The organism is Streptomyces sp. NPDC058758 (assembly GCF_042746075.1).
Taxonomy (GTDB): Bacteria; Actinomycetota; Actinomycetes; order Streptomycetales; family Streptomycetaceae; genus Streptomyces.
Window position 1 is genome coordinate 1 of the sequence record NZ_JBHYPS010000052.1, and the last position, 26303, is coordinate 26303.

18 protein-coding genes are annotated in these 26303 nt (G+C 73.5%); 4 read left to right on the forward strand and 14 right to left on the reverse strand.

Features of this window, described 5'->3' with window-relative positions; genetic code table 11:
- Positions 1-126: 126 nt before the first annotated feature.
- The 3 genes from ACFW6A_RS35330 to ACFW6A_RS35340 are packed head-to-tail and all read right to left on the reverse strand — an operon-like array spanning position 127 to position 3363.
- Positions 127-1041, reverse strand: coding sequence for an ADP-ribosylglycohydrolase family protein (locus tag ACFW6A_RS35330; protein ID WP_351849271.1), 915 nt, complete (start codon positions 1039-1041; stop codon positions 127-129).
- 12 nt (positions 1042-1053) lie between these two features.
- Complete coding sequence (locus ACFW6A_RS35335; protein ID WP_351849268.1) at positions 1054-1713, reverse strand: histidine phosphatase family protein; 660 nt, start codon at positions 1711-1713, stop codon at positions 1054-1056.
- A gap of 33 nt (positions 1714-1746) precedes the next feature.
- Positions 1747-3363, reverse strand: coding sequence for an ABC-F family ATP-binding cassette domain-containing protein (locus tag ACFW6A_RS35340; protein WP_386645693.1), 1617 nt, complete (start codon positions 3361-3363; stop codon positions 1747-1749).
- Positions 3364-3416: 53 nt separating this feature from the next.
- Between ACFW6A_RS35340 and ACFW6A_RS35345 the strand changes: the two genes are divergently transcribed.
- Positions 3417-4151, forward strand: a complete 735-nt coding sequence (locus ACFW6A_RS35345; RefSeq protein ID WP_386645696.1) for a TetR/AcrR family transcriptional regulator C-terminal ligand-binding domain-containing protein — start codon at positions 3417-3419, stop codon at positions 4149-4151.
- A 4-nt stretch (positions 4152-4155) separates the two neighbouring features.
- On the opposite strand, the gene ACFW6A_RS35350 is transcribed toward ACFW6A_RS35345, so the two are convergent.
- Positions 4156-4761 carry a YdbC family protein gene (locus tag ACFW6A_RS35350; protein ID WP_351849260.1) on the reverse strand — a complete coding sequence of 202 codons (606 nt, stop codon included), beginning with the start codon at positions 4759-4761 and terminating at the stop codon, positions 4156-4158.
- Between the two features lie 241 nt (positions 4762-5002).
- Here ACFW6A_RS35350 and ACFW6A_RS35355 point away from each other — a divergent pair, with 241 nt between their 5' ends.
- Positions 5003-5533 carry a TerD family protein gene (locus tag ACFW6A_RS35355; protein ID WP_351849257.1) on the forward strand — a complete coding sequence of 177 codons (531 nt, stop codon included), beginning with the start codon at positions 5003-5005 and terminating at the stop codon, positions 5531-5533.
- 111 nt (positions 5534-5644) lie between these two features.
- Here ACFW6A_RS35355 and ACFW6A_RS35360 read toward each other — a convergent pair whose 3' ends face one another.
- Both ACFW6A_RS35360 and nrdR read right to left on the reverse strand, forming a co-directional pair.
- The gene (locus ACFW6A_RS35360; RefSeq protein WP_386645698.1) at positions 5645-8542 is read right to left on the reverse strand and encodes a vitamin B12-dependent ribonucleotide reductase; all 2898 of its coding nucleotides are present in this window, start codon (positions 8540-8542) and stop codon (positions 5645-5647) included.
- Between the two features lie 173 nt (positions 8543-8715).
- A complete protein-coding gene (gene nrdR / locus ACFW6A_RS35365; RefSeq protein WP_351848740.1) occupies positions 8716-9222 on the reverse strand; it encodes a transcriptional regulator NrdR in 507 nt (168 codons plus the stop codon).
- Positions 9223-9669: 447 nt separating this feature from the next.
- Between nrdR and lexA the strand changes: the two genes are divergently transcribed.
- A complete protein-coding gene (lexA, locus tag ACFW6A_RS35370) occupies positions 9670-10458 on the forward strand; it encodes a transcriptional repressor LexA (RefSeq protein WP_351848738.1) in 789 nt (262 codons plus the stop codon).
- A gap of 133 nt (positions 10459-10591) precedes the next feature.
- Here lexA and ACFW6A_RS35375 read toward each other — a convergent pair whose 3' ends face one another.
- The 5 genes from ACFW6A_RS35375 to ACFW6A_RS35395 form a co-directional block, all read right to left on the reverse strand.
- Positions 10592-12565, reverse strand: a complete 1974-nt coding sequence (locus ACFW6A_RS35375) for an ATP-dependent DNA helicase (RefSeq protein ID WP_351848735.1) — start codon at positions 12563-12565, stop codon at positions 10592-10594.
- Positions 12566-12615: 50 nt separating this feature from the next.
- Complete coding sequence (locus ACFW6A_RS35380; RefSeq protein ID WP_351848734.1) at positions 12616-14433, reverse strand: IucA/IucC family siderophore biosynthesis protein; 1818 nt, start codon at positions 14431-14433, stop codon at positions 12616-12618.
- Between the two features lie 60 nt (positions 14434-14493).
- Entirely contained in the window at positions 14494-15330 is an 837-nt protein-coding gene (locus ACFW6A_RS35385; RefSeq protein WP_386645704.1) for a GNAT family N-acetyltransferase, read from the reverse strand.
- A 157-nt stretch (positions 15331-15487) separates the two neighbouring features.
- Entirely contained in the window at positions 15488-17365 is a 1878-nt protein-coding gene (locus ACFW6A_RS35390; RefSeq protein WP_386483332.1) for an IucA/IucC family protein, read from the reverse strand.
- A gap of 38 nt (positions 17366-17403) precedes the next feature.
- Positions 17404-18906, reverse strand: coding sequence for a diaminobutyrate--2-oxoglutarate transaminase family protein (locus tag ACFW6A_RS35395; protein WP_386645707.1), 1503 nt, complete (start codon positions 18904-18906; stop codon positions 17404-17406).
- Positions 18907-19234: 328 nt separating this feature from the next.
- Between ACFW6A_RS35395 and ACFW6A_RS35400 the strand changes: the two genes are divergently transcribed.
- Entirely contained in the window at positions 19235-20410 is a 1176-nt protein-coding gene (locus tag ACFW6A_RS35400; protein WP_386645710.1) for a trypsin-like serine peptidase, read from the forward strand.
- Between the two features lie 214 nt (positions 20411-20624).
- Here ACFW6A_RS35400 and hflX read toward each other — a convergent pair whose 3' ends face one another.
- From hflX to ACFW6A_RS35415, 3 genes are all read right to left on the reverse strand, one after another.
- Complete coding sequence (hflX, locus tag ACFW6A_RS35405; RefSeq protein ID WP_351848722.1) at positions 20625-22118, reverse strand: GTPase HflX; 1494 nt, start codon at positions 22116-22118, stop codon at positions 20625-20627.
- A gap of 142 nt (positions 22119-22260) precedes the next feature.
- Entirely contained in the window at positions 22261-23826 is a 1566-nt protein-coding gene (locus tag ACFW6A_RS35410; protein ID WP_351848719.1) for a M1 family metallopeptidase, read from the reverse strand.
- Between the two features lie 122 nt (positions 23827-23948).
- On the reverse strand, positions 23949-26093 hold the full coding sequence (locus tag ACFW6A_RS35415) for an HD domain-containing protein (protein WP_351848717.1): 2145 nt from the start codon (positions 26091-26093) through the stop codon (positions 23949-23951).
- Positions 26094-26303 lie beyond the last annotated feature (210 nt).

Genomic DNA, 26303 nt, shown 5'->3' on the forward strand with positions numbered 1-26303 from the left:
CCCTGGTGAGCGGGGCCCGCGGGCCCCCCCGGGCGCCCCCCCGCGGCGGGGCGGGGGCCGGGGCCCCGGGGGCCCGCCGCCCGCCGGGGCGCCCGGGCCCCCGGGGGGGCGGGCAACCCACGGCGTTCAGCTCCGGGCGGGGGTCTGCGGCACCCAGCCGGGGAGCGCCTCGGTGCGGTCCAGCCATGCGGCGGGGGGCGCGCCCTCGGCCGCGGAGGCCACCACGCCGCCGGCGATGGCGCAGGTCGTGTCGACGTCCCCGCCCACCTGCGCCGTCGTCCAGAACGTCGACTCGAAGTCGCCGAGGCCGCGGGCGGCCGACCAGAGGGCGAAGGGCACCGTGTCGTGTGCGGTGGTGCGCCGGCCGCTGCCGAGCACGGCCGCGACGGTCCCGGCGTCGCCGTAGTCCAGCATGTCGCGGGCCCGGCGCAGCCCCGCGCCGACCGCGCTGCGCGGGACCAGGGCGATGACGCCGTCGAGCAGCGCCTCGGGCGTGGGCGGACCGGCGGGGTCGGCCGCGAGGGCGGCCGCGGCGGCGACGGCCATCGAACCGACCACGGCCTCCCGGTGCTGGTGGGTGGGGTAGGCGGAGATCTCGGCCTGGTGGGTGGCCTGCTCGGGGTCGTCGGCGTACCAGGCGCCGAGCGGGGCGATGCGCATCGCGGCGCCGTTGCCCCAGGATCCCTGTCCGTTGAAGAGGGCGGCGGACAGCTCGCGCCAGTCGCCGCCCTCCCGGATCAGCCGGAGCATCCGGTTGACGGCGGGGCCGTAGCCCCGGTCGAAGTCGTGGTGGTCGGCGAAGGAGGCGGCCAGGGCGTCCTGGTCGATGCGCTCGTGTCGGGCGAGGACGGCCAGGACGGAGCAGGCCATCTCCGTGTCGTCGGTCCACTGCCAGGGGCCGGGCGGCAGCTCGCGCCGCTTCAGCAGGGGGTAGTGCGCGGGGACGAAGAACTGGGAGCCCAGTGCGTCCCCCACGGCCAGTCCGCGCAGACTGGCGAGGGCGCGGTCGAAGCGCCGGTCGAATGAGGAGTCAGCGGTCATCGGTGCGCCACTCTATCCGGTGGGGCCGTACGGTTCCGGGGTACACCAGCGTTCGAAGGGGCGGTCCAGCCGGTAGCGCCCGTCCTCCCCGAGCAGCAGGACGCGGGTTTCCGCGTTGCCCGGATTCGACAGCGATTCGAATTCGGCCACGCTCCAGTGGAACCACCGCATGCAGAAGAGCCGCATGGTCAGCCCGTGGGTGACGATCAGGACGTTCGGCGGGTGGTCGGGGGCCTCGAAGCTGCGGTAGAGGCTCTCCAGGAACGCTCCCACGCGGTCGTAGACGTCGGCCCCCGACTCCCCTTGCGCGAAGCGGTAGAAGAAGTGCCCGTACGCGTCCCGGTAGACCTTCTGGAGGCGTACGTCCTCCCGGTCCTGCCAGTTGCCCCAGTCCTGCTCCCGCAGCCGCGGCTCCTCACGGATCCGGAGCCGCCCGGGTGGCAGCCCGAAGGCGTGGAGGGTCTCGTGGGTCCGCCGGTAGGGCGAGACGTACACGCTGACCGCCTCGTCGCCGAAGAGCTCCCTCAGCCGCTCCCCCGTCTCCTCCGCCTGCCGCCGTCCGGTCGCGGTGAGCCGGAGGGCGTGGTCGGGCTCCCGTTCGTAGACGGTGTCGTCGACATTGCCTTCGGACTCTCCGTGCCGTACGAGAACGATGCGCCGCGGTCGTGCCATGCTCCGACCCTAGAGGGAGACGCCCCGTTCGGCTCAGTCGAGGAGGCGGCCGGAGTCCATCCGGCGTATCCGTCCGGTGAACGCGCGGCGCAGTCCGCGGTCGTGCGAGACCACCACGAGGGCGCCCGGCCACTCCTCCAGGGCCCGCTCCAGCTCCTCGACCAGGCCGAGGGCGAGGTGGTTGGCGGGCTCGTCGAGGAGCAGCAGGTCGGCGGGGCGGGCGAGCAGCCGTGCGAGCGCGAGCCGGCGCAGCTGTCCCGCGGAGAGGCTTCCCACCGGGACGGTGAGGTCGCCCGTACGGAACAGCCCGTACGACAGGAGCCGTTCGGCCAGGCCGTCCTCGTCGAGCCCGAGCCCCAGTCCGCGTCCGAAGGCGGTGAGCAGGGGCTCGGCGGGCCGCCGGACGGTCACCTCCTGGGACAGGAGGCCTGTCGCGCCCCGGCGCCGGACCTCTCCGCGGTCGGGCGTGAGCCGGCCCGCCATCACGCGCAGCAGGGTGGACTTGCCGGCCCCGTTCCCCCCGTGGACGAGGAGCCGCTCGCCGGCCCCGAGGGTGAGCGCGTCGACGGAGAGCCGCTCGCCGACCCGGACCCCGCGCAGGGCGAGCAGTTCGCCCTGGGCCGCTCCTGCCCGGGGGCGGGCGGCGAAGGCGAGGGGCGGTGCCGGTTCGGAGACCGGTTCCGCCTCGAGCCTGCGCAGCCGCTCCCGGGCGTTGCGCACGCGGCCGGAGACGGAGGCCTGGACACGGCCGCCGGCCCGGTCGTAGGCCATCTTGTTGTTGTCCTTCATGACGCGGCCGGCGGCGACGGCGTGGGCCGCGCCCTCCGCGTACGCCGCCAGGCGCTCGGTCTCGGCGCGCCATTCCTCGTACTCCTGCTGTCGCCGGCGGCGGGCGGCCTCCTGCGCGGCGCGGAATCCCGCGTACCCCTCGCCGTGCCGGACGAGGGCCTTCCGGTCGGTGTCCACCTCGACGAGGGCGGTGGCGACCCCCTCCAGGAAGACGCGGTCGTGGGAGACCGCGACGACGGTCCCCCGGTGACCGCGGAGGGAGTCCTCCAGCCAGTCGAGCGCCGCGGCGTCGAGGTGGTTGGTGGGCTCGTCGAGCAGGAGGACCTCGGGTGCGGCGGCGACGGCGCAGGCGATGCCGAGCCGGGCCTGCTCCCCTCCGGAGAGGCTGCCGAGCCGGCGGTCCCGGGCGATGTGGGCGATCCCGAGGGCGTGCAGCGCCTTGTCGACGCGGGCGTCGGCCTCGTACCCACCGCGGAGTTCGTAGGCGGTGAGCAGATCCCCGTACGCGGCGAGGTCGTCGGCGGACCCGCGGTCCAGGCGGGCCTCCAGGGCGCGCAGTCGCGTCTCCATGGCGCGGAAGTCGGCGAGCGCCGAGTCGACGGCGTCGGCCACCGTGCTCTCCGGCGGCAGCTCGGGGGTCTGGCGGACGAGCCGCAGCCCCCCGTCGGCCAGGACGGTGACCCGCCCCTCGTCCGGCGTGGCCGTGCCGGCGAGCAGGTGGAGGAGCGTGGACTTGCCCGCGCCGTTCTCCCCCACGATCCCGACCCGCTCGCCGGGGCGGACCGAGAGCGAGACGTGGTCGAGGAGCGTCCGCTCCCCGCGGGAGACGGTCACGTCATGGAGCGAGAGCTGTGCGGGCACGGCACCTCCGGGAGCGAACGGCAAACACAACCCTTGTTGCGTTAAGAGCGAGTATGGCACACTCGGAAGCACTAACGCAACAGGAGTCGCAATTGAACGAGACGAGTGAGGCCTCCAGCGCCTCCGGCGCCCCCGCGCCCGGCAGCCGGCGCCCCGGCGGACGCACCGCCCGCACCCGGGCCGCCGTCCGCGACGCCGTCCTGACCGGGCTGGCCGAGCACGGCTACCCCGCCCTGACAGTGGAGTACGTGGCGGAGCACTCAGGCGTGCACAAGACGACGCTCTACCGCCGCTGGGGCGGGGTGGAGGGCATGGTGGCCGACGCCCTCGACCTCGCCGGGGAGGACGACTGGACCCCGCCCGACACCGGCAGCCTCGCCGGCGACCTGCGCGCCCTCGCCCGGGAGGTCGTCGAGGGCTTCCGGGAGCCGGCGGGCGCCGCGGCCCCCACCGCCTTCGTCGGCGCCGCCTTCCAGTCGCCGCGCGCCGCCGAGGCCCTGCGCTCCTTCTACGCCGAGCGCTTCCGGCGCTGCGAGGAGGTGGTGACCAGGGCGGTGGGCCGGGGCGAGGCGCCCGCCGCCACGGACGCCGGGGCCGTGGTCCGGGCCGTCTCCGCCCCCCTCTTCCTCCGCCTCTTCGTCACCCGCGAACCCGTCGACGAGGAGCTGGCGGACCAGGCCGCGGACGCGGCGCTGACCGCCACGACGGCGGGCGTCTTCGCCGGACGGGCCGGGGCCCTGGCCCCGGCCCCGGCCGCGCCTCCCGCCGCGCCCGGGGCCGGAGGCTGAACCGTCAGACGGTCCAGGCCGGTTCGAGCCGCACCACGTCGCCGGTGAGCGCGGCCACGTCGGCCTCGGTCTGCGCCCGCAGACCGAGGCGCTCCACCCGCTCCTCGCGGTACTTGCCGTGCTCGGCGGCGGAGTTCCAGAGCGAGAGCACCAGGAACTCGTGGCCCGGCGACTCGCCGAAGAGCCCCCGCAGCATGCCCGGGGAGCCGGCCATCGCCGGGTTCCACACCTTCTCCTGCATGAGGGCGAAGTGCTCCACCCGCTCCTCGTGGACACGGCAGTGCGCCACCCGCGCCACGTCCGCGTCGGCGAACTTCGGCTCGAAGCCGGTCTTCACGTCGAAGCGGTGGTCAAAGAGCTTGATCTGCGCGTCCTTGTACGTGCCGGACTGCGCGGCGGCCAGCCGGTCGTGCGAGCGGGCCATGAAGGAGTCGTAGAAGGCCCGGCTCTCCCAGAAGGAGAAGATGTGCGCGATCTCGGGGCGGGCCCGGCTCCACCCGCCGCCCTGCCCCCGGAAGCCCGGCTCCCCGAGCAGCCCCGCCCACTTCCGCTGCCCCCGCTCGAACCCTCGACGGTCCACGACGGCGCAGCGAATCCACTTGACCAGCACCGCGCCATCGTACGGGGCGGAGGAGCACCCCGGCAGACCGTCACCACAGATGGGCGCCGCCGTGTGAGGCGACGTCAGCACCCCTCCGTTTCAGGCCAGTCGGGCGTCGACTTCCGGCACGACCCGTCGGAGAACGGCACTCGGACGCCTCGGCCGACCCAACTGTCGTACGCGCGTGCCACCATGAAGAAGGGCCCTGAGTGACGGGCCCCCGCAAGGGAACGGGGAAAGGGGAAGCATCGTGAGCGGACTCAACAAGGGCGTCGGCAAGGTCGAGGTGGCGCTCAAGTGGGACCCGGCGCCGGCGGGCGCGCCCGCACACGACCTCGACCTCGTCGCCGCCGTCTTCACCGCCGACGACCCCCACGGGACGCCCGCCCAGCTGGTCCACTTCGGCAGCCGCTCCCCCGACGGGACGATCACCCTCCACCGCGACAGCCGTACGGGACAGGGCTTCGGCTACGACGAGGCGATGACCCTGGAGCTCGACCGGCTCGCGCCGCGTTACGTCCGCGTCGTGGTGGGCGTCGCGATACAGCAGACCGGGGGCCGGATCGCCTTCGGCTCCATACCCGGGACCGCCGTGCGGGTCAGCGAGGGCTACACCGAGCTGCTCGACGACGACTTCTCGGCGGCCGCCGGCGCGACCGCGGCGACCGTCGTCGAGTTCACCCGGGACGGCACGGCGGGCTGGACCTTCCGGCGCCTGGCCGAGGGGTTCGACACCGACCCGCAGACCTTCGGCTCGCTCATGGGCTCCGCGCGCGCCTGACCCCTTCGCCCCGCCCCCGGAGCGGCCCGGACACGACGAAGGGCGGTGGAACCGGCATCCGGTTCCACCGCCCGCCCGCCGGGATCACTCCCGGCGGGTCATCGCCTCGGATCAGCTGCAGCCGCTGGTGGAGCCGCAGCCCTCGCAGATGTAGCAGGAGCCGGCGCGCTGCATCTTGGTGCCGCAGGAGAAGCAGAGCGGGGCGTCGGCGCTGATGCCGAGCTGCATCTCGACGAGCTCCGCCGAGGTGTGCGCCTGCTTCGGGGCCGGGACCGCGGCCTTGGCCACCGGGGCCGGGGCGGCGACGGCCTTCAGCTCCGTGGCGACCGGCGCGGACTGCGCCAGGCCCTCGACGTCGATGTCCTCCTCGGACTGCTCGTAGGAGCCGGTCTCCAGGTGGCGCTGACGCTCCTCGGCGGAGTGGATGCCGAGCGCGGAGCGGGTCTCGAAGGGCAGGAAGTCCAGCGCCAGGCGGCGGAAGATGTAGTCGACGATCGACTGCGCCATCCGCACGTCCGGGTCGTCGGTCATGCCGGCCGGCTCGAAGCGCATGTTGGTGAACTTCGAGACGTAGGTCTCCAGCGGGACGCCGTACTGCAGACCCACGGAGACGGCGATGGAGAAGGCGTCCATCATGCCCGCGAGGGTCGAACCCTGCTTCGACATCTTCAGGAAGACCTCGCCGAGACCGTCGTCCGGGTAGGAGTTGGCGGTCATGTAGCCCTCGGCGCCACCGACGGTGAAGGAGGTGGTGATCCCCGGGCGGCCCTTCGGGAGGCGCTTGCGGACCGGACGGTACTCGACGACCTTCTCGACGGCCTCGCGGATCGTCGCCTCGGACTTCGCGGTGACCTCGGCCTTCTCGTCCTCCTTCTTCTTGGCGGAGAGCGGCTGGCCGACCTTGCAGTTGTCGCGGTAGATCGCGAGCGCCTTGACGCCCATCTTCCACGCCTCGAAGTAGACCTCCTCGACGTCCTCGACCGTGGCCGTCTCCGGCAGGTTCACGGTCTTGGAGAGGGCGCCGGAGATCCAGGGCTGGATGGCGGCCATCATGCGGACGTGGCCCATCGCGGAGATGGAGCGCTCGCCCATGGCGCAGTCGAAGACCTCGTAGTGCTCGGTCTTGAGGCCCGGGGCGTCGATCACGTTGCCGTGCTCGGCGATGTGGGCGACGATCGCCTCGATCTGCTCCTCCTGGTAGCCCAGGCGGCGCAGGGCCTGCGGGACGGTGCCGTTGACGATCTGCATCGAGCCGCCGCCGACGAGCTTCTTGAACTTCACCAGGGCGAGGTCGGGCTCCAGGCCGGTGGTGTCGCAGGACATCGCAAGACCGATGGTGCCGGTCGGGGCGATGACGGACGCCTGGGCGTTGCGGAAGCCGTTCTTGGCGCCGAGGCGGAGCACGTCCTGCCAGGCCTCCGTGGCGGCGGCCCAGATCGGCGAGTCCAGGTCGTCCATGCGGACGGCCTCGTCGTTGGCGTCGGCGTGCTGCTTCATGACGCGCTGGTGCGGCTCGGCGTTGCGGGCGTAGCCGTCGTAGGCGCCGACGACCGCGGCGAGTTCGGCGGAGCGCTTGTACGACGTGCCGGTCATCAGGGAGGAGATGGCACCGGCGAGGGCGCGGCCGCCGTCGGAGTCGTACGCGTGGCCGGTCGCCATCAGCAGGGCGCCGAGGTTGGCGTAGCCGATGCCGAGCTGGCGGTAGGCGCGGGTGTTCTCGCCGATCTTCTGGGTCGGGAAGTCGGCGAAGCAGATGGAGATGTCCATCGCGGTGATGACGAGCTCGACGACCTTGGCGAAGCGCTCGACCTCGAAGGACTGGTTGCCCTTGCCGTCGTCCTTGAGGAACTTCATGAGGTTCAGCGAGGCGAGGTTGCAGGACGTGTTGTCCAGGTGCATGTACTCGCTGCACGGGTTCGAGCCGTTGATGCGGCCGGACTCGGGGCAGGTGTGCCAGTGGTTGATCGTGTCGTCGTACTGGATGCCCGGGTCGGCACAGGCCCACGCGGCCTCGGCCATCTTGCGGAAGAGCGCCTTGGCGTCGACCTTCTCGATGACCTCGCCGGTCATGCGGGCGCGCAGACCGAAGGTGCCGCCGGACTCCACGGCCTTCATGAACTCGTCGTTCACGCGCACGGAGTTGTTGGCGTTCTGGTACTGGACGGACGTGATGTCGTCGCCGCCCAGGTCCATGTCGAAGCCCGCGTCGCGCAGCGCGCGGATCTTCTCCTCCTCCTTCACCTTGGTCTCGATGAAGTTCTCGATGTCGGGGTGGTCGACGTCGAGGATGACCATCTTGGCGGCGCGGCGGGTGGCGCCACCGGACTTGATCGTTCCGGCGGAGGCGTCGGCGCCGCGCATGAAGGAGACCGGGCCGGAGGCGTTGCCGCCGGAGGAGAGCAGCTCCTTGGAGGAGCGGATGCGGGAGAGGTTCAGGCCGGCGCCGGAGCCGCCCTTGAAGATCATGCCCTCTTCCTTGTACCAGTCGAGGATCGACTCCATGGAGTCGTCGACGGACAGGATGAAGCAGGCGGAGACCTGCTGGGGCTGGGGCGTGCCGACGTTGAACCAGACCGGGGAGTTGAAGCTGAAGATCTGGTGGAGGAGGGCGTAGGTGAGCTCGTGCTCGAAGATCTCGGCGTCGGCGGGCGAGGCGAAGTAGCCGTAGTCCTCGCCGGCCTTCGTGTAGGTCTTCACGATGCGGTCGATGAGCTGCTTGAGACCGGTCTCGCGCTGCGGGGTGCCGACGGCCCCGCGGAAGTACTTGCTGGTGACGATGTTGACCGCGTTCACCGACCAGAAGTCGGGGAACTCGACGCCACGCTGCTCGAAGTTGATCGAGCCGTCGCGCCAGTTGGTCATGACGACGTCACGGCGCTCCCAGTTCACCTCGTCGTACGGATGCACGCCGGGGGTGGTGTGGATGCGCTCGATCCGCAGGCCCTTGCTCGCCGCCTTGGCTCCCTTGGTGCGGGAACCACGTGCCGGGCCGCTCGCCGTCTCTGTCATGCCGCCTCCCATATATGGGCAAAACACCCTTTGGCGCCCAGATAATCCCAGAGCACCGTCTTCTGTACTACGTTCTGTACTGCTTGACCCGCGGGCGCCACGCAGGCCGCCCGGGGCAGGTCTTCACGGCCGGGTCACGGCCGGTCGCCGGGCCGCGGGGGCCCGGCCCGCCGTCAGTCGGCGGCGCCGGCGGGAACGGGCACCTCGGAGGTGCCGGTCCCGCCCTGCTCGGTGGAAGGCCGCGCGCGGAGTTCCGCGATGGCGGCCTCGAAGTCTTCGAGGCCTTCGAAAGCCCGGTACACGGACGCGAAGCGCAGGTACGCGACGAGGTCGAGCTCCTGCAGCGGTCCGAGGATGGCCATGCCCACGTCGTGCGTGGTCAGCTCGGCGCTGCCGGTGGCGCGCACCGCCTCCTCGACCCGCTGGCCGAGCTTGGCGAGGGCGTCCTCGGTGACCGGCCGCCCCTGACACGCCTTGCGGACGCCGGAGATGACCTTGGTGCGGCTGAAGGGTTCGGTGACGCCGGAGCGCTTGACCACCATGAGCGAACAGGTCTCCACCGTGGTGAAGCGGCGGGCGCAGTCGGTGCACTGGCGGCGGCGTCGGATCGACGTGCCGTCATCGGTGGTCCGACTGTCGACGACCCGGCTGTCGGGGTGCCTGCAGAAGGGGCAGTGCATCGGTTACGACCCTCTTCCTCACGGCACGACTGAACAGCCTCGCCGGGCTTGGCGAGCCCCTCGAAGCGACCACCAGCATAGGCGATGGAGGCTGCCCCGGCGGACCGGGGACCACTATCCCTGGGTGGCCGGTGACATCCAACCACTAGATCTAGGGTTGGGGGCGGTGCGACACCCCCCGCGTGTCGCGGGGCCCCCAAAGCCGCGCGCAGGTGCCGCGAGTGGGAGACTGGGAGGGCGCGCCGGAGCCGGAGAACCCAGCCGCGAAGGCTACCGTAAGGACGGGACCGCCCCCCGAGGACCCCCGAGGCCGCACTCCCATACACCCCCACTCGTACACGCGTAAGGCAATCTGCGGATTTTCACTCGAACGTGTGTTTGGCGCAACCTTTCGAAAGCTACTACCGTTGTGCCAGCCAGGGAGACCAACCGAGAGGGGCCGACGACGTGACCACCACCGCAGACAGCGCCACCATCACCGCCCAGGACCGCTCCCAGGGCCGACTCGAGGCGGTGCACGCCATGAGCGACACAGCCATGAACGGCGAGGAGCCCGGGCGCCCCGCCCGAGCCCTCCCCGGAAGGCCTCCAGGCATCAGGGCCGACAGCTCCGGCCTCACCGACCGCCAGCGCCGGGTCATCGAAGTCATCCGCGACTCGGTCCAGCGACGGGGCTACCCGCCGTCGATGCGCGAGATCGGTCAGGCGGTGGGGCTCTCCAGCACGTCGTCGGTGGCCCACCAGCTGATGGCCCTGGAGCGCAAGGGCTTCCTCCGCCGCGACCCGCACCGCCCCCGGGCGTACGAGGTGCGCGGCTCGGACCAGCCCAGCACCCAGCCCACCGACACCACCGGCAAGCCCGCCGCGTCGTACGTGCCCCTGGTCGGCCGGATCGCGGCCGGCGGCCCCATCCTGGCCGAGGAGTCCGTCGAGGACGTGTTCCCGCTCCCCCGGCAGCTGGTCGGTGACGGAGAGCTGTTCGTCCTCAAGGTCGTCGGCGACTCCATGATCGAGGCCGCCATCTGCGACGGCGACTGGGTCACGGTCCGCCGCCAGCCCGTCGCGGAGAACGGCGACATCGTCGCCGCCATGCTGGACGGCGAGGCCACCGTGAAGCGCTTCAAGCGCGAGGACGGCCACGTCTGGCTGCTGCCGCACAACGCCGCGTACCAGCCCATCCCCGGCGACGAGGCCACGATCCTCGGCAAGGTGGTCGCCGTACTGCGACGGGTCTGACCACACCCGCCGGCTCGGACCGGGCCCCGGGACCCACTGCGCCGGGCCCGGGGCCCGCTGTACGTCCCGCTCTCCTGGCTCGCGTCCGGCCCCGGCTTCCCGCCGGGGCCGGACGCGTGTCCGGACTTCCCGCTCAGACGCCGTCCGCCTTCGCCTTCGCGTCGATCGCCGCCAGCGACCTGCGGACCTGGTTGCGGTCGGTCGTGTACCAGAAGTCGGGCATCGAAGCCTTCAGATAGCTGCCGTACCGCGCGGTGGCGAGCCGCTGGTCCAGGACGGCCACCACGCCCCGATCGCCGGTCGCCCGGACCAGGCGGCCCGCGCCCTGGGCCATCAGCAGGGCCGCGTGCGTCGCCGCCACGGCCATGAAGCCGTTCCCGCCGGCCTCCTCGACCGCCTTCTGGCGCGCGCTCATCAGCGGGTCGTCGGGACGGGGGAACGGGATCTTGTCCATGACGACCAGCTGGCAACTGGCCCCCGGCACGTCCACGCCCTGCCACAGCGACAGCGTGCCGAACAGGCAGGTCTGCGGGTCCGCGGAGAAGTTCTTGATCAGCTCGCCCAGGGTGTCCTCGCCCTGGAGCAGGATCGGGAACTCCGGGATGCGGCTCCGCAGCTCCTCCGCCGCCAGCTGCGCCGCCCGCATCGAGGAGAACAGCCCCAGGGTCCGTCCGCCGGCCGCCTGGATCAGCTCGGTGAGCTCGTCCAGCATGTCGCCCCGGTCGCTGTCCCGCTTCGGGGGCGCCAGGTGCTTGGCGACGTACATGATGCCCTGCTTGGGATAGTCGAACGGGGAGCCGACGTCGAGGCCCTTCCACACGGGCAGGTCGTCCCCGGCGGTGCCCTCGGGGGCCAGGCCCAGGGAGGCTCCCACCCCGTTGAAGTCGCCGCCCAGCTTGAGCGTGGCCGAGGCGAGGACGACGGAACGCTCGGTGAAGAGCTTCTCCCGCAGCAGCCCGGAGACCGAGAGCGGCGCGACCCGCAGCGAGGCGCCGAAGCGGTCGTGGCGCTCGTACCAGACGACGTCGTACTCGGAGCCCTGGGTGATCCGCTCGGCGACGCCGTGCACGGTCTCGACCGAGGCCATCGCCTGCTTGCGGACCGCGTCCTCGTCCTGCACCGAGCGGTCGCGGGTGTTCCCCAGCGCGGTGATCACCGCGCGGGCCGCGTCGCGCAGCGCCATCAGCGCGTACGCCAGGTCCTCCGGGATCTCCTCCAGGCGGCCCGGCAGGGCCAGCTCCATGACCCGCTCGAAGCCCTCGGCGGCGGTCTGGAGCTGGTCGGCGACCTTCTCGTCCACGAGCTTGGCGGACCGGCGGACCGCCCGGTTCACCTGGCCCGGGGTGAGCTCGCCGGTGGCCACGCCGGTGACCCGGGAGACCAGCTCGTGGGCCTCGTCGACGATCAGGACCTCGTGCTGCGGCAGCACGGGGGCGCCCTCGATCGCGTCGATGGCGAGCAGGGCGTGGTTGGTGACGACGACGTCGGCGAGCTTGGCGCGCTCGCGGGCCGCCTCCGCGAAGCACTCCGCGCCGTAGGCGCACTTGCTCGCGCCGAGGCACTCCCGGGAGGAGACCGAGACCTGGGCCCAGGCCCGGTCCGAGACGCCGGGCGTCAGGTCGTCCCGGTCGCCCGTCTCCGTCTCGTCCGACCAGTCGCGCAGCCGGAGCAGGTCCTGGCCGAGCTTGCTGGTGGGGGCTGCCGCCTCGAAGGGGTCGAACAGGCCGTCCTCCTCGTCCTGCGGGACCCCCTCGTGGAGCCGGTGCAGGCACAGGTAGTTCGACCGGCCCTTGAGCATGGCGAACTGGGGGCGGCGGCGCAGCTGCGGATGGAGCGCCTCGACCGTCCGCGGCAGGTCGCGCTCGACGAGCTGGCGCTGGAGCGCCAGGGTCGCCGTGGCCACCACCACCCGCTCCCCGTGCGCGAGCGCCGGCACGAGGTAGCCGAGCGACTTTCCGGTGCCGGTGCCCGCCTGGACGAGCAGGTGGGAGTTGTCGTCGATGGCCTCGGCCACGGCCTCGGCCATGGTGACCTGGCCGGGCCGCTCCGTGCCGCCGACGGCGGCGACGGCGGCGTGGAGGAGCTCGGGGAGGGATGGCTTCGTCATAGCGTTCCCAGCCTAAGGGGCCGCACCGACAGCGGAGGCACGCCTCCGGATCACGCGAGGGGGTTGGGGACGGTGCCGTGGACGGCGGCGTGCGGGCGGTCGGAGCGGTCCCGGTAGCCGTCCATGTGCAGCCGGTTGCGGTTGAGGCAGAGCCGTTCGATCCGGGGGGTGAGCAGGTCGAAGAGCTCGAACCGGTCCTTGAGCTCGGGGAAGCGTTCCTGGTGGCGGAGGATCTCGGCCCGGACGAGGGACCAGAAGTCCGCCTCGGGGACGTCGAGTTGCTCCTCGCACAGCGGGGCGAGGTAGCGGAAGACGCCGACGAAGAGCCCTGAATGGATGAACTGGGTGAGGAAGCCGGGTTCCTCGGTGAGGAGGACGGCCCGGACGTCGTCGGGCATGGTGGCGTGCTCGGGGAGCGGGTGGGCGCTGATGTTGACGTCGTCCACGAAGTCCTTGATCGCCAGGCGGACGGGTACGTCCTGTTCGTCGTAGACCACGATCGCGTTCTCGCCGTGCGGGGAGAAGACGGTGCCGTAGCGGTAGAGGAAGTGGAGCAGGGGCGGCAGCAGGGCGGCGAAGAGGCGCCGCAGCCAGACGGCGGGGGCCAGCCCGGAGCGCTCGACGAGTTCGGCGACGAAGGCGCGGCCCCCGGGGTCGGTGTGGAGCAGGGAGGCGAGGGTGCGGGCGCGTTCGCCGGGCGGGAGGCGGAGCGGTTCGCGCCAGATCGCGCCGAGCAGTTCCTTGTACTGGTACGGCACTTCGGGCAGCCGGTCGTACAGGGGGTGCTCGACGGTGACCGAGGCGACCTCGCCGAGGAGGATCACGCCGCACTCGTCGCGGAGGAAGGGGTCGGCGTCGCGCAGGCCGTGGACCCAGGCGGTGACGGCGGGGGCGGCGAGGGTGCGCTCGGTGGGGAGGCCGCGCCAGACGAGGGTGTTGAGCACCGAGAGCGGCAGTTTGACGGTGTGCCGGTCGGGCCGTGCGGTGTTGAGGAAGGTGCGGATGGACTGCTGCGGCAGGCGGAGGTCGCCGTCGGCGGGGAGCGGTACGACGGCGCCGGAGGCGATGGCGGGGGCGTAGAGCGGGAGCAGGACCTCGTCCCACTGCCAGGGGTGGACGGGCAGCAGGAGGTAGGTGTCGGGGTCGAGGCCGCGGGCGGTGAGCTCGGCGCGGAACGCGGCGAGGACGGACGGGTCGAGTTCGCGCGCGTAGAGCCTGTCGGGGGTGTCGAGTCCTTCGACGCCGCGGTAGGCGGCGATGCGGTCGCTGACCGCGATCCACGGGAGGCGGGTGGCGCGGCGGGCCTCGGGGGCCCAGCGGGCGGCGTCGCCGGCGGAGAAGCCGATGCGGCCCTTGTTGAGGACCAGCCAGGGGTGTCCGGTCTGGTGGCCTTCGAGTTCGGCGTAGGACAGGTCGGCGAGACGGTCGGCGGTGAGGGCGGTGTGGTCGAGGCGGGCCTCGGCGGCGAGGGTGGTGGAGAGCTCGCGGATGAGGTGGCCGAGGGTGGCGCCGTCGAGGCCGAGGAGACGGCGGGCGCGGACGAGCAGATCGAGGGGGTCGGTCAGCGGGCGGTCGTCGCAGGTGATCGTGGCGGGGTCGACGCGCCAGCCGCCGTAGGCGCCGCGGCGGGCGGTGAAGGCGAGGGTGGCGCCGTCGTCGAGGGCGAGGGAGTAGCGGCCGGGGGCGCCGGCGGGGAGGGGTTCGAGGATCTCCTCGTAGGCGAACTCGCCGAGGGCCTTGGCGAGGGTGCGGGCGGAGGCGCGGGCCCAGGCGGTGGGGTTGAGCTCGGGGGGCGCGAGCAGTTCGGGGGCGGGGGCGGCGGCCGCCGCGGGTCGTGCGGAGTCGTGGGGTGCTGGGGACGTCGTCACATGGACTCCTCGAAGGGGGAACCGCTGTGGGTCGAGCGGTGGCTCAAGGGCAGGGGGTGTTCACAGGACGTGGCGGAGGGCCCGGTCGCGGATCATGAGCGCGGCCCGTTTGTCGGGGAGGTCGATTTCCGCCGCGTAGCGGAAGCCGGCGCTGAGGAAGGCCGAGACGGAGGGGGTGTTGCGGATGTCCGGTTCGGCGACGACGCGGGTGCAGCGGGGCCGGTGGTCGAGGACGAGGTCGGCCACGGCGCGCAGGAGTGCGGTGCCGACGCCCCGGCCGCGGTCCGCGACGCCTCCGAGGAGGAGGTGGACGCCCGTGTCGTGCGGGCGGGCCGGGTAGGCGCGGGAGAGCGGGTCGAGGTCGGCGCGGTAGAGCTCGAAGTAGCTCATCGGGGTGGAGTCGAGCACGCCGAGGCAGGGGACGCTGCGGCCGTCGCCTTCGAGCTGGGCGCGGACGTGGTCGGCGGTGACGGCGTCGGGCCCGGCGAGTTCCCAGAAGGCGGCGACGGCGGGGTCGTTCATCCACCGGGCGAGCAGGAGCAGGTCGCGTGCCAGGCGGACGGGGACGAGGCGGAAGGCGCCGAAGCGGGTGTCCGCCGGCGCCCAGGAGGCGACGGAGTCGAGCAGGTCGCCGTCGAGTCGGCCGTCGGCGGAGTCGGTCGGGAGGCCGCTGGGGAGGTCGCTCGGGAAGCCGGTCGGGAAACCGCTCGGGAGGCCGCTCGCCGGGTCGTGCGCGGCCGGTGGTGTCGGCCGCTCGCCGGCGAGGAGGGCGACGAGGTCGTCGACCCGGAGGTCGAGGGTGTCGTCGCCCGTCGGGTCGGCCTGCGGCCGGTCGGCTGCGGCTGCGGCTGCGGTGCCTGCGTCGGCGTCGGATCTGTGGTCCGGATGTATGGACATGCGGCGGGTCTTCCGTGGGTCGTGGGTCGTGAGTCGTGGGGCTTGGGCGCGGGACGGGGGACGGGGGCGTCCCCGCGACGGGTGGGCGGGAACGCGCCGGTGGACGCGGGCCGATGGACGCGGGCCGGGGGCGGCGGTGGGCGGGCCGCCCGGCGGCTCAGGCGCGGAGCGGGTTGGTGATGGTGACGTAGACGGACTGGGTGTCGACGGGGCCGACGAGTTCGTCGAGGCCGTGGAGGCGGGTGAGGAGGTTGGCCTTGCTGCGGAGGGTGGCGGCTTCGAGGAGGCGGTGCGGGAGGGGCGAGCCGAGGCCGGTGGCCGAGGTGAGGAAGGAGCGGAAGGCGGCGAGCAGGATCCGCTCGTCGGCGAGGTGCTGGGCGCCGAAGGCGCCGATCAGGCCGAGGACGTTGTTGATGCCGAGGTAGTAGGCGAAGCGCTCGTCGGTGACCTGGTCGGAGACGAAGGTGTCGCTGTCGGCGCCGATGCCGGGGAGGCGGCTCTCCAGCTCGGCCCGGTGGGACTCGCGGAAGTAGTAGCCCTGGTTGTCGCGGTAGCGGCCGCCGGCGGGCCAGCCTTCGGCGTCCAGGAGGACCAGGGTGTTCTGCTGGTGGGCTTCCAGGGCGATGCCGGCGTGGCCGTCGAGCCAGAGGACGGGGCGGACGACCTGGTCGAGGTAGCGGAGGAACCACTCGGCGGAGACGGCGGCGACGGGGCGGCCGGTGCGGGCGGAGAGACGGTGGACGAGGTCGGCGAGCCGGGAGCTCATGCCGGGGGCCCCGGGCCGGGGGCGGGGGGAGGTGAGGGCCGCGAGGCAGACGGCGTCGTCGCCGGGGCCGAAGGGGTTGTGCCGGATCATCAGGTCGAGTCCGGGGACGGGGGTGCCGTCGGGGGCGTCGACGGCGAGCCAGGCGGGGTCGCGGACGATGTCGAAGCCCGGGTGGGCGGCCTGCCACTCGTCGACGAGGCCGGTGCGCAGGAGGCGGTGGACCTCGACGCCGCGGTGGAGTTCCTTGCGGAGGTTCTCGCGGCGGGAGTTGGTGATGCGCAGGCCGAGGGAGAGCTTGAGCATGGCGCGGGCGCCGGGGCGGTGGACGGTGCGGACGGAGGAGGTGGGGTGCCAGTGGCTGCCGTGGGGGCCCAGGTCGTGGAGGAGGCCCCGGTCGAGGAGGGCCCGGACGTCGGGGCGGTGGAGGAGTTCGCGGGCCTGCCAGGGGTGCAGGGGCAGGGGGGTGGTGCCGGCGGGGTGCGCGAGTCCTTCGGCGAGGCCGGTCGCGAGCTGTTCGGCGGTGACGGGGCGGCCCTGCTCGGTCCAGGCGGAGTCGGAGACGAGGAGCGAGGGGTCGACGGCGAACCAGTGGAGGGGGAAGGAGCCGTGGAGTTCGGGCGAGTAGAGGCGGGACTCGGCCTCGGAGAGTCCTTCGCGGCTCTTGGGGGTGGGGTGGAGCGGGTGGCCGAGGAGGAGGGACTGCTCGGCGGCGAGGAAGGGGTCGGCGCCGGGGTGGGGCCGGGGGTCGCGGCGGCGGGCGGCGAGGAAGTCGGCGGTGCGGCGGGCCGAGTCGGCGACCCGGCCGACGAGTTCGGTGGCCTCGGTGCGGCCGGTCTCGCGGCTGAGGAGGGCGGCGAGGGTGACGGCGTCGACGGCGGGGGCCGAGGAGGGGAGGCCTTCCAGGACGGGGGTGCCGAAGCGGTGCCAGCCGGTGGGCGACCAGTAGGGCACGGGGACGAGGAGGGCGGTGCCGCTGGCGTCGAGGGGGATGCGGAGGGTGGCGGTGTCGGGGGCGGGGAGGTTCTTCTCCCGGACCCAGCAGCGGAGGAGGTTCTCGACGGCGGCGGTGTCGGCGGCCCGCTGGGGGTCGGGGTCGTCGAGCGGGTCGGTGGCGGGGGTGCCGGGCCGGTGCGGGTCGGTGGCCGGGGCGGATCCGGGGCGGGACGTCCTGGGGAGGCCGGGGCCGGTGTGCTGGCGCGGGACCGTGGGCTCCTCCGCGTCGGGGTGGGGGTCGGTCTCGGGCAGCTGGGAGGTGGGGGTGGCGTTCACGCGGGTTTCCTTGGAGAGGGGGCCGTGGGCGGTCCGGTTCAGTGGGACGGTCCGGGGGCGGGCCGGTGGGGGGCGGGCGGCCGGGGGACGTGGGCCCGTTCGGCGGCGGCGAGGGCGTCGGCGAAGCGGTCCAGGACGGCGGTGGCCTGCTCGTCGGTGAGGGTGAGCGGGGGGAGGAGGCGCACGACGGCGGAGTGACGGCCGCCGAGTTCGACGATGAGGCCGCGGGCGAGGCACTCCTGCCGGACGGCCCGGGCGAGGGCCGGGGCGGCGGGCGGGGCGGCGTCGTCGGGTCCCGCGGCCTCGGGGTCGACGAGTTCGACGCCGATCATGAGGCCGCGGCCCCGGACGTCGCCGACGCAGGGGTGGGCGGCCCGGAGGCCCTGGAGCCGGCCGAGCATCCGGGCGCCGAGGCCGGCGGCCCGGTCGGCGAGCCGGTTCTCGCGGACGTACGCGAGGGTGGCGGCGCCGGCGGCCATGGCGAGCTGGTTGCCGCGGAAGGTGCCGGCGTGGGCGCCGGGTTCCCAGGCGTCGAGCCCGGAGCGGTAGACGACGACGGCGAGCGGGAGGGAGCCTCCGATGGCCTTGGAGAGGACCATCACGTCGGGGACGACGCCGCTGTGCTCGACGGCCCAGAAGGCGCCGGTGCGGCCGACGCCGGTCTGGACCTCGTCGACGACGAGGGGGACGGAGTGCCGGGCGGTGATGCTCCGCATGCGGCGCATCCAGGCGTCGGGGGCGGGCAGGACGCCGCCCTCGCCCTGGACGGCCTCGACGATCATCCCGGCGGGGGTGGTGACGCCGCTCTCGGGGTCGTCGAGCAGGCTCTCGGTCCAGCGGGCGGAGAGTTCGGCCCCGCGCTCGCCGCCGACGCCGTAGGGGCAGCGGTACGACTGGGGGTACGGGAGCCGGGTGACGCGGACGTCCTCGGCGCCGCCGGAGACGGCGAGGGCCCCGGCGGTCATGCCGTGGCAGGCGCCCGTGAAGGCGAACAGGCCGCGCCGGCCGGTGGCGGTGCGGACCAGTTTCAGGGCGGCCTCGACGGCGTCGGTGCCGGCGGGGCCGCAGAACCGGATCCGGGCGTCGGCGGCGAGCTCCGGGGGGAGGGTGGCGAACAGTTCGGAGGTGAAGGCGTCCTTGACGGGGGTGGCGAGGTCGAGGACGTGGAGGGGGGCTCCGGAGTCGAGGACCTTGCGGATGGCTTCGAGGACGACCGGGTGGTTGTGGCCGAGCGCGAGGGTGCCGGCTCCGGAGAGGCAGTCGAGGTAGCGGCGGCCGTCGGCGCCCTCGATGGTCAGGCCGCGGGCCCGGACCGGGACGATCGGCAGCGAGCGGGCGTAGGTGCGGGCGGCGGACTCCCGCTGGGTCTGGCGCCGCAGGATGGCCTCGTACCCGCCGCCGGCCGCCGTCCCGTATCCCCGTCGGGTGGACGCGGCGGGCCCGGCCGCCGGGCCGGCCGGGGGACCTTCACCGGCGGCCGGGGCAGCGCCGGGGGCCGGGGGCCGGGTGGCGGCGGCTGGGGCTGATTCGGTCACGGCCACGACTCGGTGTCCTCCCGCGATAACGGTTGCGTTGCACATCGACGGGCCGCCCGGCCCTGCCCAAGGACCGCTCCGAGCGCCACCGTTGTGTCCCCCGTACGTACCAACGACGGGAGCTGCCGGGGAACACGGGCCGGAGGCAAGATCCTTGGCGTGTCCCGGATCACGGCATGACAACGGCCGTACCGCCTTCGGAACCGGCGGCGGGGCGCGTACCGTCCCCTCCGGCACCGGCATAGTGGGGCCGTCGTTCCCGTGTCCGTCCGGACACGGGTGCGACCGAAGCTCAGACATGCACCAGTTGATGTAGTCCCAGGGGGATCACGAGATGCGATCGATTCGTCCGCTGCTGATGGCGGCGTCCGCCGTCGCGGCGCTGACGCTCACCGCGACGGCCTGTGGCCCGACCGAGGAGAACGCAGGAGACAAGCCCAGTGCGCCGGTGAGCGAGAACCCGGTCGACAAGATCAAGATTCCGGAGGACCTGAAGAAGCGGCTGCAGGACCACGGGATCGATCTCGACAAGTGGCGCGACGGCGAGTGGCGGAACTGGGACAAGGACAAGTGGCTTCGTGAGGCGAAGGACTTCGTCAACCCGATCATCGAGGACCTCTGGGACCCGGACCGGATGCGGGACGCCGAGCGGCCCGAGCGGCCGGTCGAGGAGGAGGACATCTCGGGTGACGAGGGCGTCACCGACCCGACGCCGGACCCGGTGAAGGCGAAGGCGGTGCCGGCGAAGTACCACGCGAACTCGCCCGCCTCCGGCAAGGTCTTCTTCGACGGTCCCGACGGCTCGATGGTCTGCTCGGCCACCGCGGTGAAGGACCCGGCCCACCCCGGCAAGTCCAACCTGGTGTGGACCGCCGGCCACTGCGTCCACAAGGGCAAGGAGGGCGGCTGGTACCGGAACATCGCCTTCGTCCCCTCGTACAACGACGCCGCGCTGCCCACCTCCGAGCTGGAGAAGGCGACGCGCGAGCAGATCGCGCCGTACGGCGTGTGGTGGGCGGACTGGGTGAAGACCTCCGACCAGTGGATCGCGCAGGGCGCGTCCACCGGCGGCGCGGGCGCCCCGTACGACTTCGCGGTCATCCAGGTGACCCCGGAGAAGGGCTCGTCCGGCAAGTCGCTGGAGGAGACGGTCGGCACGGCCCTGCCGGTCGAGTTCAACGCCCCGGCGGTGCCGAAGATCGCGAGCATGACGGCGACGGGCTACCCGGCGGCGCCGCCGTTCGACGGCCAGAAGATGTTCCGGTGCGCGGACAAGCCGGGCCGTCTGTCGCTCAAGGCGGAGCAGCCGACGATGTACCGCATCGGCTGCACGATGACGGCCGGTTCCTCCGGCGGCGGCTGGGTCGCCCAGGGCCGGGACGGTCGGCCGGCGCTGGTGTCGAACACCTCGATCGGCCCGTCGACGGCCGGCTGGCTGGCGGGTCCGCGCTTCGGCCCCGAGGCCAAGGCCATCTTCGACGAGGTCAGCAAGAAGTACGCCGGCCGGTAGCCCGGCGGCGGTGCGCGTCCGGGGGAGGCGGGACCCAACGGTCCCGCCTCCCTCCGCGCCGCTCGGGACGCCTTCCGGGGAGGGAGACCACCCCGGGTGTTCCGTACGGCACGGCTGGTTGGGGGGGGCCGCCCGCCGGCCGCTCCGCGCAGAACGGCTCCGGCCCCCTCCCGGTCGGGAGGGGGCCGGAGCCTTCGTGCGGGCCGGTCCGTGCTCAGTGCGCGGCGGGGACGTACGGCGCGAGCGCCGCCGCCAGTTCCTCGTGCACCCGGGCCTTGACCAGGGTGCCCTCCGGGGTGTGCTCCTCGGAGAGCATCTCGCCCTCGGCGTGGACGCGGGAGACGAGGCCGCCCTGCGTGTACGGCAGCAGGACCTCGATCTCCACCTCCGGGCGCGGCAGCTCGCGGTCGATCAGGGCGAGCAGCTCCTCGATGCCCTCGCCCGAGCGGGCGGAGACGGCCATGGAGTGCTTCTCGACGCGGAGCAGGCGCTGGAGGACCAGCGGGTCGGCCGCGTCGGCCTTGTTGATGATCACGATCTCCGGCACGTTCACCGCGCCGACGTCGCGGAAGACCTCGCGCACGGCGGCCAGCTGCTCCTCCGGGACGGGGTGCGAGCCGTCCACCACGTGCAGGATGAGGTCGGCGTCGGCGACCTCCTCCATGGTGGAGCGGAACGCCTCGACCAGGTGGTGCGGCAGGTGCCGGACGAAGCCGACGGTGTCGGCCAGGGTGTAGACCCGGCCGGACGGGGTCTCGGCCCGGCGGACGGTCGGGTCGAGGGTGGCGAACAGCGCGTTCTCCACCAGGACGCCGGCGCCCGTGAGGCGGTTGAGCAGCGAGGACTTGCCGGCGTTGGTGTACCCGGCGATGGCGACCGAGGGCACCTTGTTGCGGCGCCGTTCCTGCCGCTTGATGTCGCGGCCGGTCTTCATCTCCGCGATCTCCCGGCGCATCTTCGCCATCTTCTCGCGGATGCGGCGCCGGTCGGTCTCGATCTTGGTCTCACCGGGACCGCGGGTGGCCATGCCGCCACCACCGCCGCCGCCCATCTGGCGGGAGAGCGACTGGCCCCAGCCGCGCAGCCGCGGCAGCATGTACTGCATCTGCGCGAGGGCGACCTGGGCCTTGCCCTCACGGGACTTGGCGTGCTGGGCGAAGATGTCGAGGATCAGGGCGGTCCGGTCGACCACCTTGACCTTGACGACGTCTTCGAGGGCGATGAGCTGGCCGGGGCTGAGCTCGCCGTCGCAGACGACGGTGTCGGCGCCGGTCTCGACGACGATGTCCCGCAGCTCCTGGGCCTTGCCGGAACCGATGAAGGTGGCCGGGTCGGGCTTGTCGCGGCGCTGGATCACGCCGTCGAGGACGAGGGCGCCCGCCGTCTCGGCCAGGGCCGCGAGCTCCGCGAGGGAGTTCTCGGCGTCCTGTACGGTCCCCGAGGTCCAGACGCCGACGAGCACGACGCGCTCCAGGCGCAGCTGTCGGTACTCGACCTCGGTGACGTCCTCGAGCTCGGTGGAGAGGCCCGCGACGCGGCGCAGGGCCGCGCGCTCGGAGCGGTCGAACTGCTCGCCGTCCCGCTCTCCGTCGATCTCGTGGCTCCAGGCGACGTCCTCTTCCATCAGGGCATCGGCCCGAAGGCTCTCGGTGCGGCGCGACTGCGCGAAGCTCTGCTCGTCCTGGGAAGGGGAAGAAGAGGAGGTCATTGGATCCTTACGTCGATTGAAACGATGGTGTCGGGTACAACGTGCGGGCGCTCCGGAAGATTCCCCGCGGGGCTCCCGGCCGGCCGCGCCGCCGACCCGAAAATGGTGACACGTCCGCCCCGCGCCCGTCACGCGGGTTTCCTCAGCGGTCCGCGGCCCCGGGCGGGAGGCTGCGCCAGTCCGGGTGGCCGGGCATCGGCGGGGTCTTCTCGCCGTGGAGCCAGCCGGCGAAGAAGGCGCCGAGGTCGCGGCCGGAGACCTGTTCCGCCAGGGCGGTGAAGTCGGCGGTCGAGGCGGTGCCGTCCCGGTGCGCGGCGACCCAGCGGCGTTCCAGCCGGTCGAAGGCGGCGGTGCCGATGGTCTCCCGGAGGGCGTAGAGGACGAGGGCGCTGCCGTCGTAGACGACGGGCCGGAAGAGGCTGATCTTCTGCCCGGGCGCGGGCGGGCGGGGCGCCGCGGGCGGTCCGCCGTCCGCGCGCCAGCCGTCGGAGGAGGCGTACGCGGCCTTCATCCGCCTCTCCAGGGACTTGCCGGCCGTCTCGTCGGCGTACAGCGCCTCGTACCAGCTGGCGTGCCCCTCGTTGAGCCACAGGTCGGACCAGGTGCGGGGGGAGACGCTGTCCCCGAACCACTGGTGGGCCAGCTCGTGGACCATGACCGAGTCGACGTACCACTCGGGGAAGCGGGTGTCGGTGAAGAGCCGCCGCTCGAAGAGGGACAGGGTCTGGGTCTCCAGCTCGAAGCCGGTGGTGGCGTCGGAGATCAGCACGCCGTACGTCTCGAAGGGGTACGGGCCGACCTTGCCCTCCATCCACTCCAGGTGGCCGGGGGTCCTGCGCAGCCAGGGCTCCATCGCCTCCCGGTCCCGGGTGCGGACCACGTCCCGGACGGGGAGGCCGCGCGGGCCGGTGCGGTGCAGGACGGTGGAGCGGCCGATGGAGACCTGGGCGAGTTCGGTGGCCATGGGGTGGCGGGTGCGGTAGGTCCAGGTGGTGGTGGCGCCGTGGTCGGCACGGCCCGCGGGCAGCCCGTTGGCGACGGCGGTCAGGTCGCTCGGGGCGGTGATCCGGAAGGTGAAGGCGGCCTTGTCGGAGGGGTGGTCGTTGGAGGGGAAGACCCGGTGGGCGGCGTCGGCCTGGTTGGCCATGGCGAGGCCGTCGGAGGTGCGGACCCAGCCGCCGTTGGAGGCGGGGCCGCGCGGGTCGCTGGTGTGGCGGACGGTGACGGTGACGGGTTCGCCCGCGTCGATCGGTGCGGCGGGCGTGACGACGAGGTCCTCGCCGCTGGTCTCGTGGGCGGCGGGCACGCCGTCGACGGTGACGCCGGAGACCGTGCCGTGGGTGAAGTCGAGGTGGAGCCGGTCGAGGTCGGCGGTGGCGAGGACGTGGAGGCGGGTGACGGCGGCGAGCGGTTCGGTGTTCACGCCGGAGTAGGTGAGGTCGATGTCGTAGGCGAGGACGTCGTAGCCGGGGTTGCCGAGGTGCGGGAAGAGCGGGTCGCCGATGCCGAGCGGGGCCGGGGCGGGCAGCGCGGCGGCGATCAGTCCCGCGGTGGCGGCGACGAGGGCGGCGGACCGGAGCCGGGTGCCGCGGGCCCGCCGCGCGGGGCCGTCCTCGGGCGGGGCGGCGGAGGCGGGGGCCGGGGGGCGGGGCGGCGGCACCGCGCCGGCGGGGGAGGACGGCGCGGGCGACCGGGAAGTGAGCGGCATGGGCCAGGGCTACCAGGGCCCTGCCCCCGCCCCGCGCCGACGCGCGCGCCCGCCACCCGAAGGGGTCACGCGCGCGGGGCGCCGTCCTCGCGTGGGCTCCGCCCCGGAGCGGGCGGCGGGGGTCAGAGGCGGTGGGTGCGGCCGACGTCGTAGACGCCGGGGACCTCGCGCATGGCGCGCATGAGGTTCGGGAGTTCGGCGGCGTCGGTGAGCTGGAGGGTGTACGTGTGGCGGACCCGTTGCTCGTTCGGCGGCTCGACGGTGGCGGAGACGACCTCGACGCCCGCGGCCGCGATGGCCTCGGTGAGGTCGGCGAGCAGACCTGGCCGGCCGAACGATTCGGCGACCAGGGTGACCCGGCAGTGGGCGGCGTCGCCCCACCGCACGGGGACGACGTCCCGGCCGAGCCGGAGCATGACGTCGACGGCCGGACAGCCGGTGCGGTGGGCCGTGACGGCGCCCCCCCGGACCCGGAAGCCGGTGATGGTGTCGGGGGGCACGGGGGTGCAGCAGCCGGCCGGCCGGACCGGGGCGGGCGGGGCGCCGTCGAGGTCGGCGTGGAGTTCGGCGCCGGAGCTGCGGTCGGCGGCGACGCTGAGCGGCGGGCGGGGGGCGGCGGCCGGCTGGTGGGCGGCCTCGGGGTGCGCCTGGAGCCAGCGGGTGATGGCGATCCGGGCGGCGGGGGTGCGGGCGTGGTCCAGCCATTCCGGGGAGGGCCCCGAGTGGCTGTCCTGGGCGAGGAGCAGCTGCACGGTGTCGCCGTCGGAGAGGACGGTGCTCAGCGGGGCGAGCCGGCCGTTGACGCGCGCGCCGAGGCAGGTGTGGGCGGCCTCGCCGTGCTGGGCGTAGGCGGCATCGACGCAGGTGGATCCGGCGGGCAGCCCGAGGGTGCCCGCGTCGGCGCGGAAGACGGTGATCTCGTGGTCCTCGGCGAGGTCGGCGCGGAGCGAGCTCCAGAAGGTGTCGGGGTCGGGGGCAGACTGCTGCCAGTCGAGGAGGCGGGCGAGCCAGCCGGGCCGGGTCGGGTCGGTGCGCTCGCCGTCCTCGGCGGCCTCGGGGCCGTCGGGGAGGTCGGCCTGGTCGGGGGCGGTGCCGTACGGGCTGCCGAGGGCGACGACGCCCGCCTCGGCGACCTTGTGCATGCGGTGGGTGCGGATGAGGACTTCGGCGACGGCCCCGTCGGGGGCGGCGATCGCGGTGTGCAGCGACTGGTACAGGTTGAACTTGGGGGCGGCGATGAAGTCCTTGAACTCCGAGATCAGCGGGGTGAAGCAGGTGTGCAGCTCGCCGAGGACCGCGTAGCAGTCGGCGTCCTCGGCGACGAGGACGAGGAGCCGTCCGAAGTCGCAGCCGCGCAGCTCGCCGCGCTTGAGGCGGACGCGGTGGACGGAGACGAAGTGGCGGGGGCGGACGAGGACTTCGGCGGCGATGTCCGCCTCGCGCAGCACGGTGCCGACGTGTTCGGCGACGGCGGCGAGCGCGTCCGGGGAGCCGGAGCCGGTGGCCTCCGCGATGAGCGCGCGGGTGGCCTCGTACTCCTCGGGGTGGAGGATGGCGAAGACCAGGTCCTCCAGTTCGGTCTTGAGCGCCTGGACGCCGAGCCGTTCGGCGAGGGGGATGAGGACGTCCCGGGTGACCTTGGCGATGCGGGCCTGCTTCTCGGGCCGCATCACGCCGAGCGTGCGCATGTTGTGGAGCCGGTCGGCGAGTTTGATCGACATGACCCGGACGTCGTCGCCGGTGGCGACGAGCATCTTGCGGAAGGTCTCGGGCTCGGCGGCGGCACCGTAGTCGATCTTCTCCACCTTGGTGACGCCGTCGACGAGGTACGCCACCTCGTCGCCGAACTCCCGGCGCACCTGATCGAGCGTCACCTCGGTGTCCTCGACCGTGTCGTGGAGGAGGGCCGCGGTGAGGGTGACGGTCTCGGCGCCCAGCTCGGCGAGGATGAGCGTGACGGCGAGGGGATGGGTGATGTACGGCTCGCCGCTCTTGCGGAACTGTCCCCGGTGCGAGGACTCGGCCAGGACGTAGGCCCGGCGCAGCACCGACAGGTCGGCCTCGGGATGGTGGGCCCGGTGCGCCTCGGCGACGTGGCTGATGGCGTCGGGCAGCCGGTCGCGCGGGGCGGGGCCCGCGGTGGCGCCGAGCAGGGCGGCGCGGCCGATCCTCCGCAGCTCCAGCCGGGCGCGTCCGCGTCTGCGGACGCCCGTGTCGGTGACCGCGGCCTCGGCCGCGCTCACGGGGTTCGTGGCCTCTGCGCTCATGGGGCACCTCCGGCGACGTCGACCGGCGGTGGACGGGCGGGGGGAGCCCGGGGGGCCGGTGCTTGATGCTACCGACCCCACCACGTGGCGCAGTCCCGCTCTCGCCCAGCGTGAATCGGATCACCCATTCGAGCGATGCGGGAGTCGTTGACTGTTTCGATTACGCCGCCCGGCGCTCAGCCGGTACGCCGCCCGGGGCTCAGCCGGTAC

Bases quoted from the DNA above. Each gene is read 5' to 3' on its own strand.
- hflX (WP_351848722.1), bottom strand. From the start codon at position 22,118: ATGACCTCCTCTTCTTCCCCTTCCCAGGACGAGCAGAGCTTCGCGCAG.
- ACFW6A_RS35375 (WP_351848735.1), bottom strand. From the start codon at position 12,565: ATGACGAAGCCATCCCTCCCCGAGCTCCTCCACGCCGCCGTCGCCGCC.
- ACFW6A_RS35400 (WP_386645710.1), top strand. From the start codon at position 19,235: ATGCGATCGATTCGTCCGCTGCTGATGGCGGCGTCCGCCGTCGCGGCG.
- ACFW6A_RS35410 (WP_351848719.1), bottom strand. From the start codon at position 23,826: ATGCCGCTCACTTCCCGGTCGCCCGCGCCGTCCTCCCCCGCCGGCGCG.
- ACFW6A_RS35335 (WP_351849268.1), bottom strand. From the start codon at position 1,713: ATGGCACGACCGCGGCGCATCGTTCTCGTACGGCACGGAGAGTCCGAA.
- ACFW6A_RS35385 (WP_386645704.1), bottom strand. From the start codon at position 15,330: ATGTCCATACATCCGGACCACAGATCCGACGCCGACGCAGGCACCGCA.
- ACFW6A_RS35345 (WP_386645696.1), top strand. From the start codon at position 3,417: ATGGCACACTCGGAAGCACTAACGCAACAGGAGTCGCAATTGAACGAG.
- ACFW6A_RS35330 (WP_351849271.1), bottom strand. From the start codon at position 1,041: ATGACCGCTGACTCCTCATTCGACCGGCGCTTCGACCGCGCCCTCGCC.
- ACFW6A_RS35360 (WP_386645698.1), bottom strand. From the start codon at position 8,542: ATGACAGAGACGGCGAGCGGCCCGGCACGTGGTTCCCGCACCAAGGGA.
- nrdR (WP_351848740.1), bottom strand. From the start codon at position 9,222: ATGCACTGCCCCTTCTGCAGGCACCCCGACAGCCGGGTCGTCGACAGT.
- ACFW6A_RS35415 (WP_351848717.1), bottom strand. From the start codon at position 26,093: ATGAGCGCAGAGGCCACGAACCCCGTGAGCGCGGCCGAGGCCGCGGTC.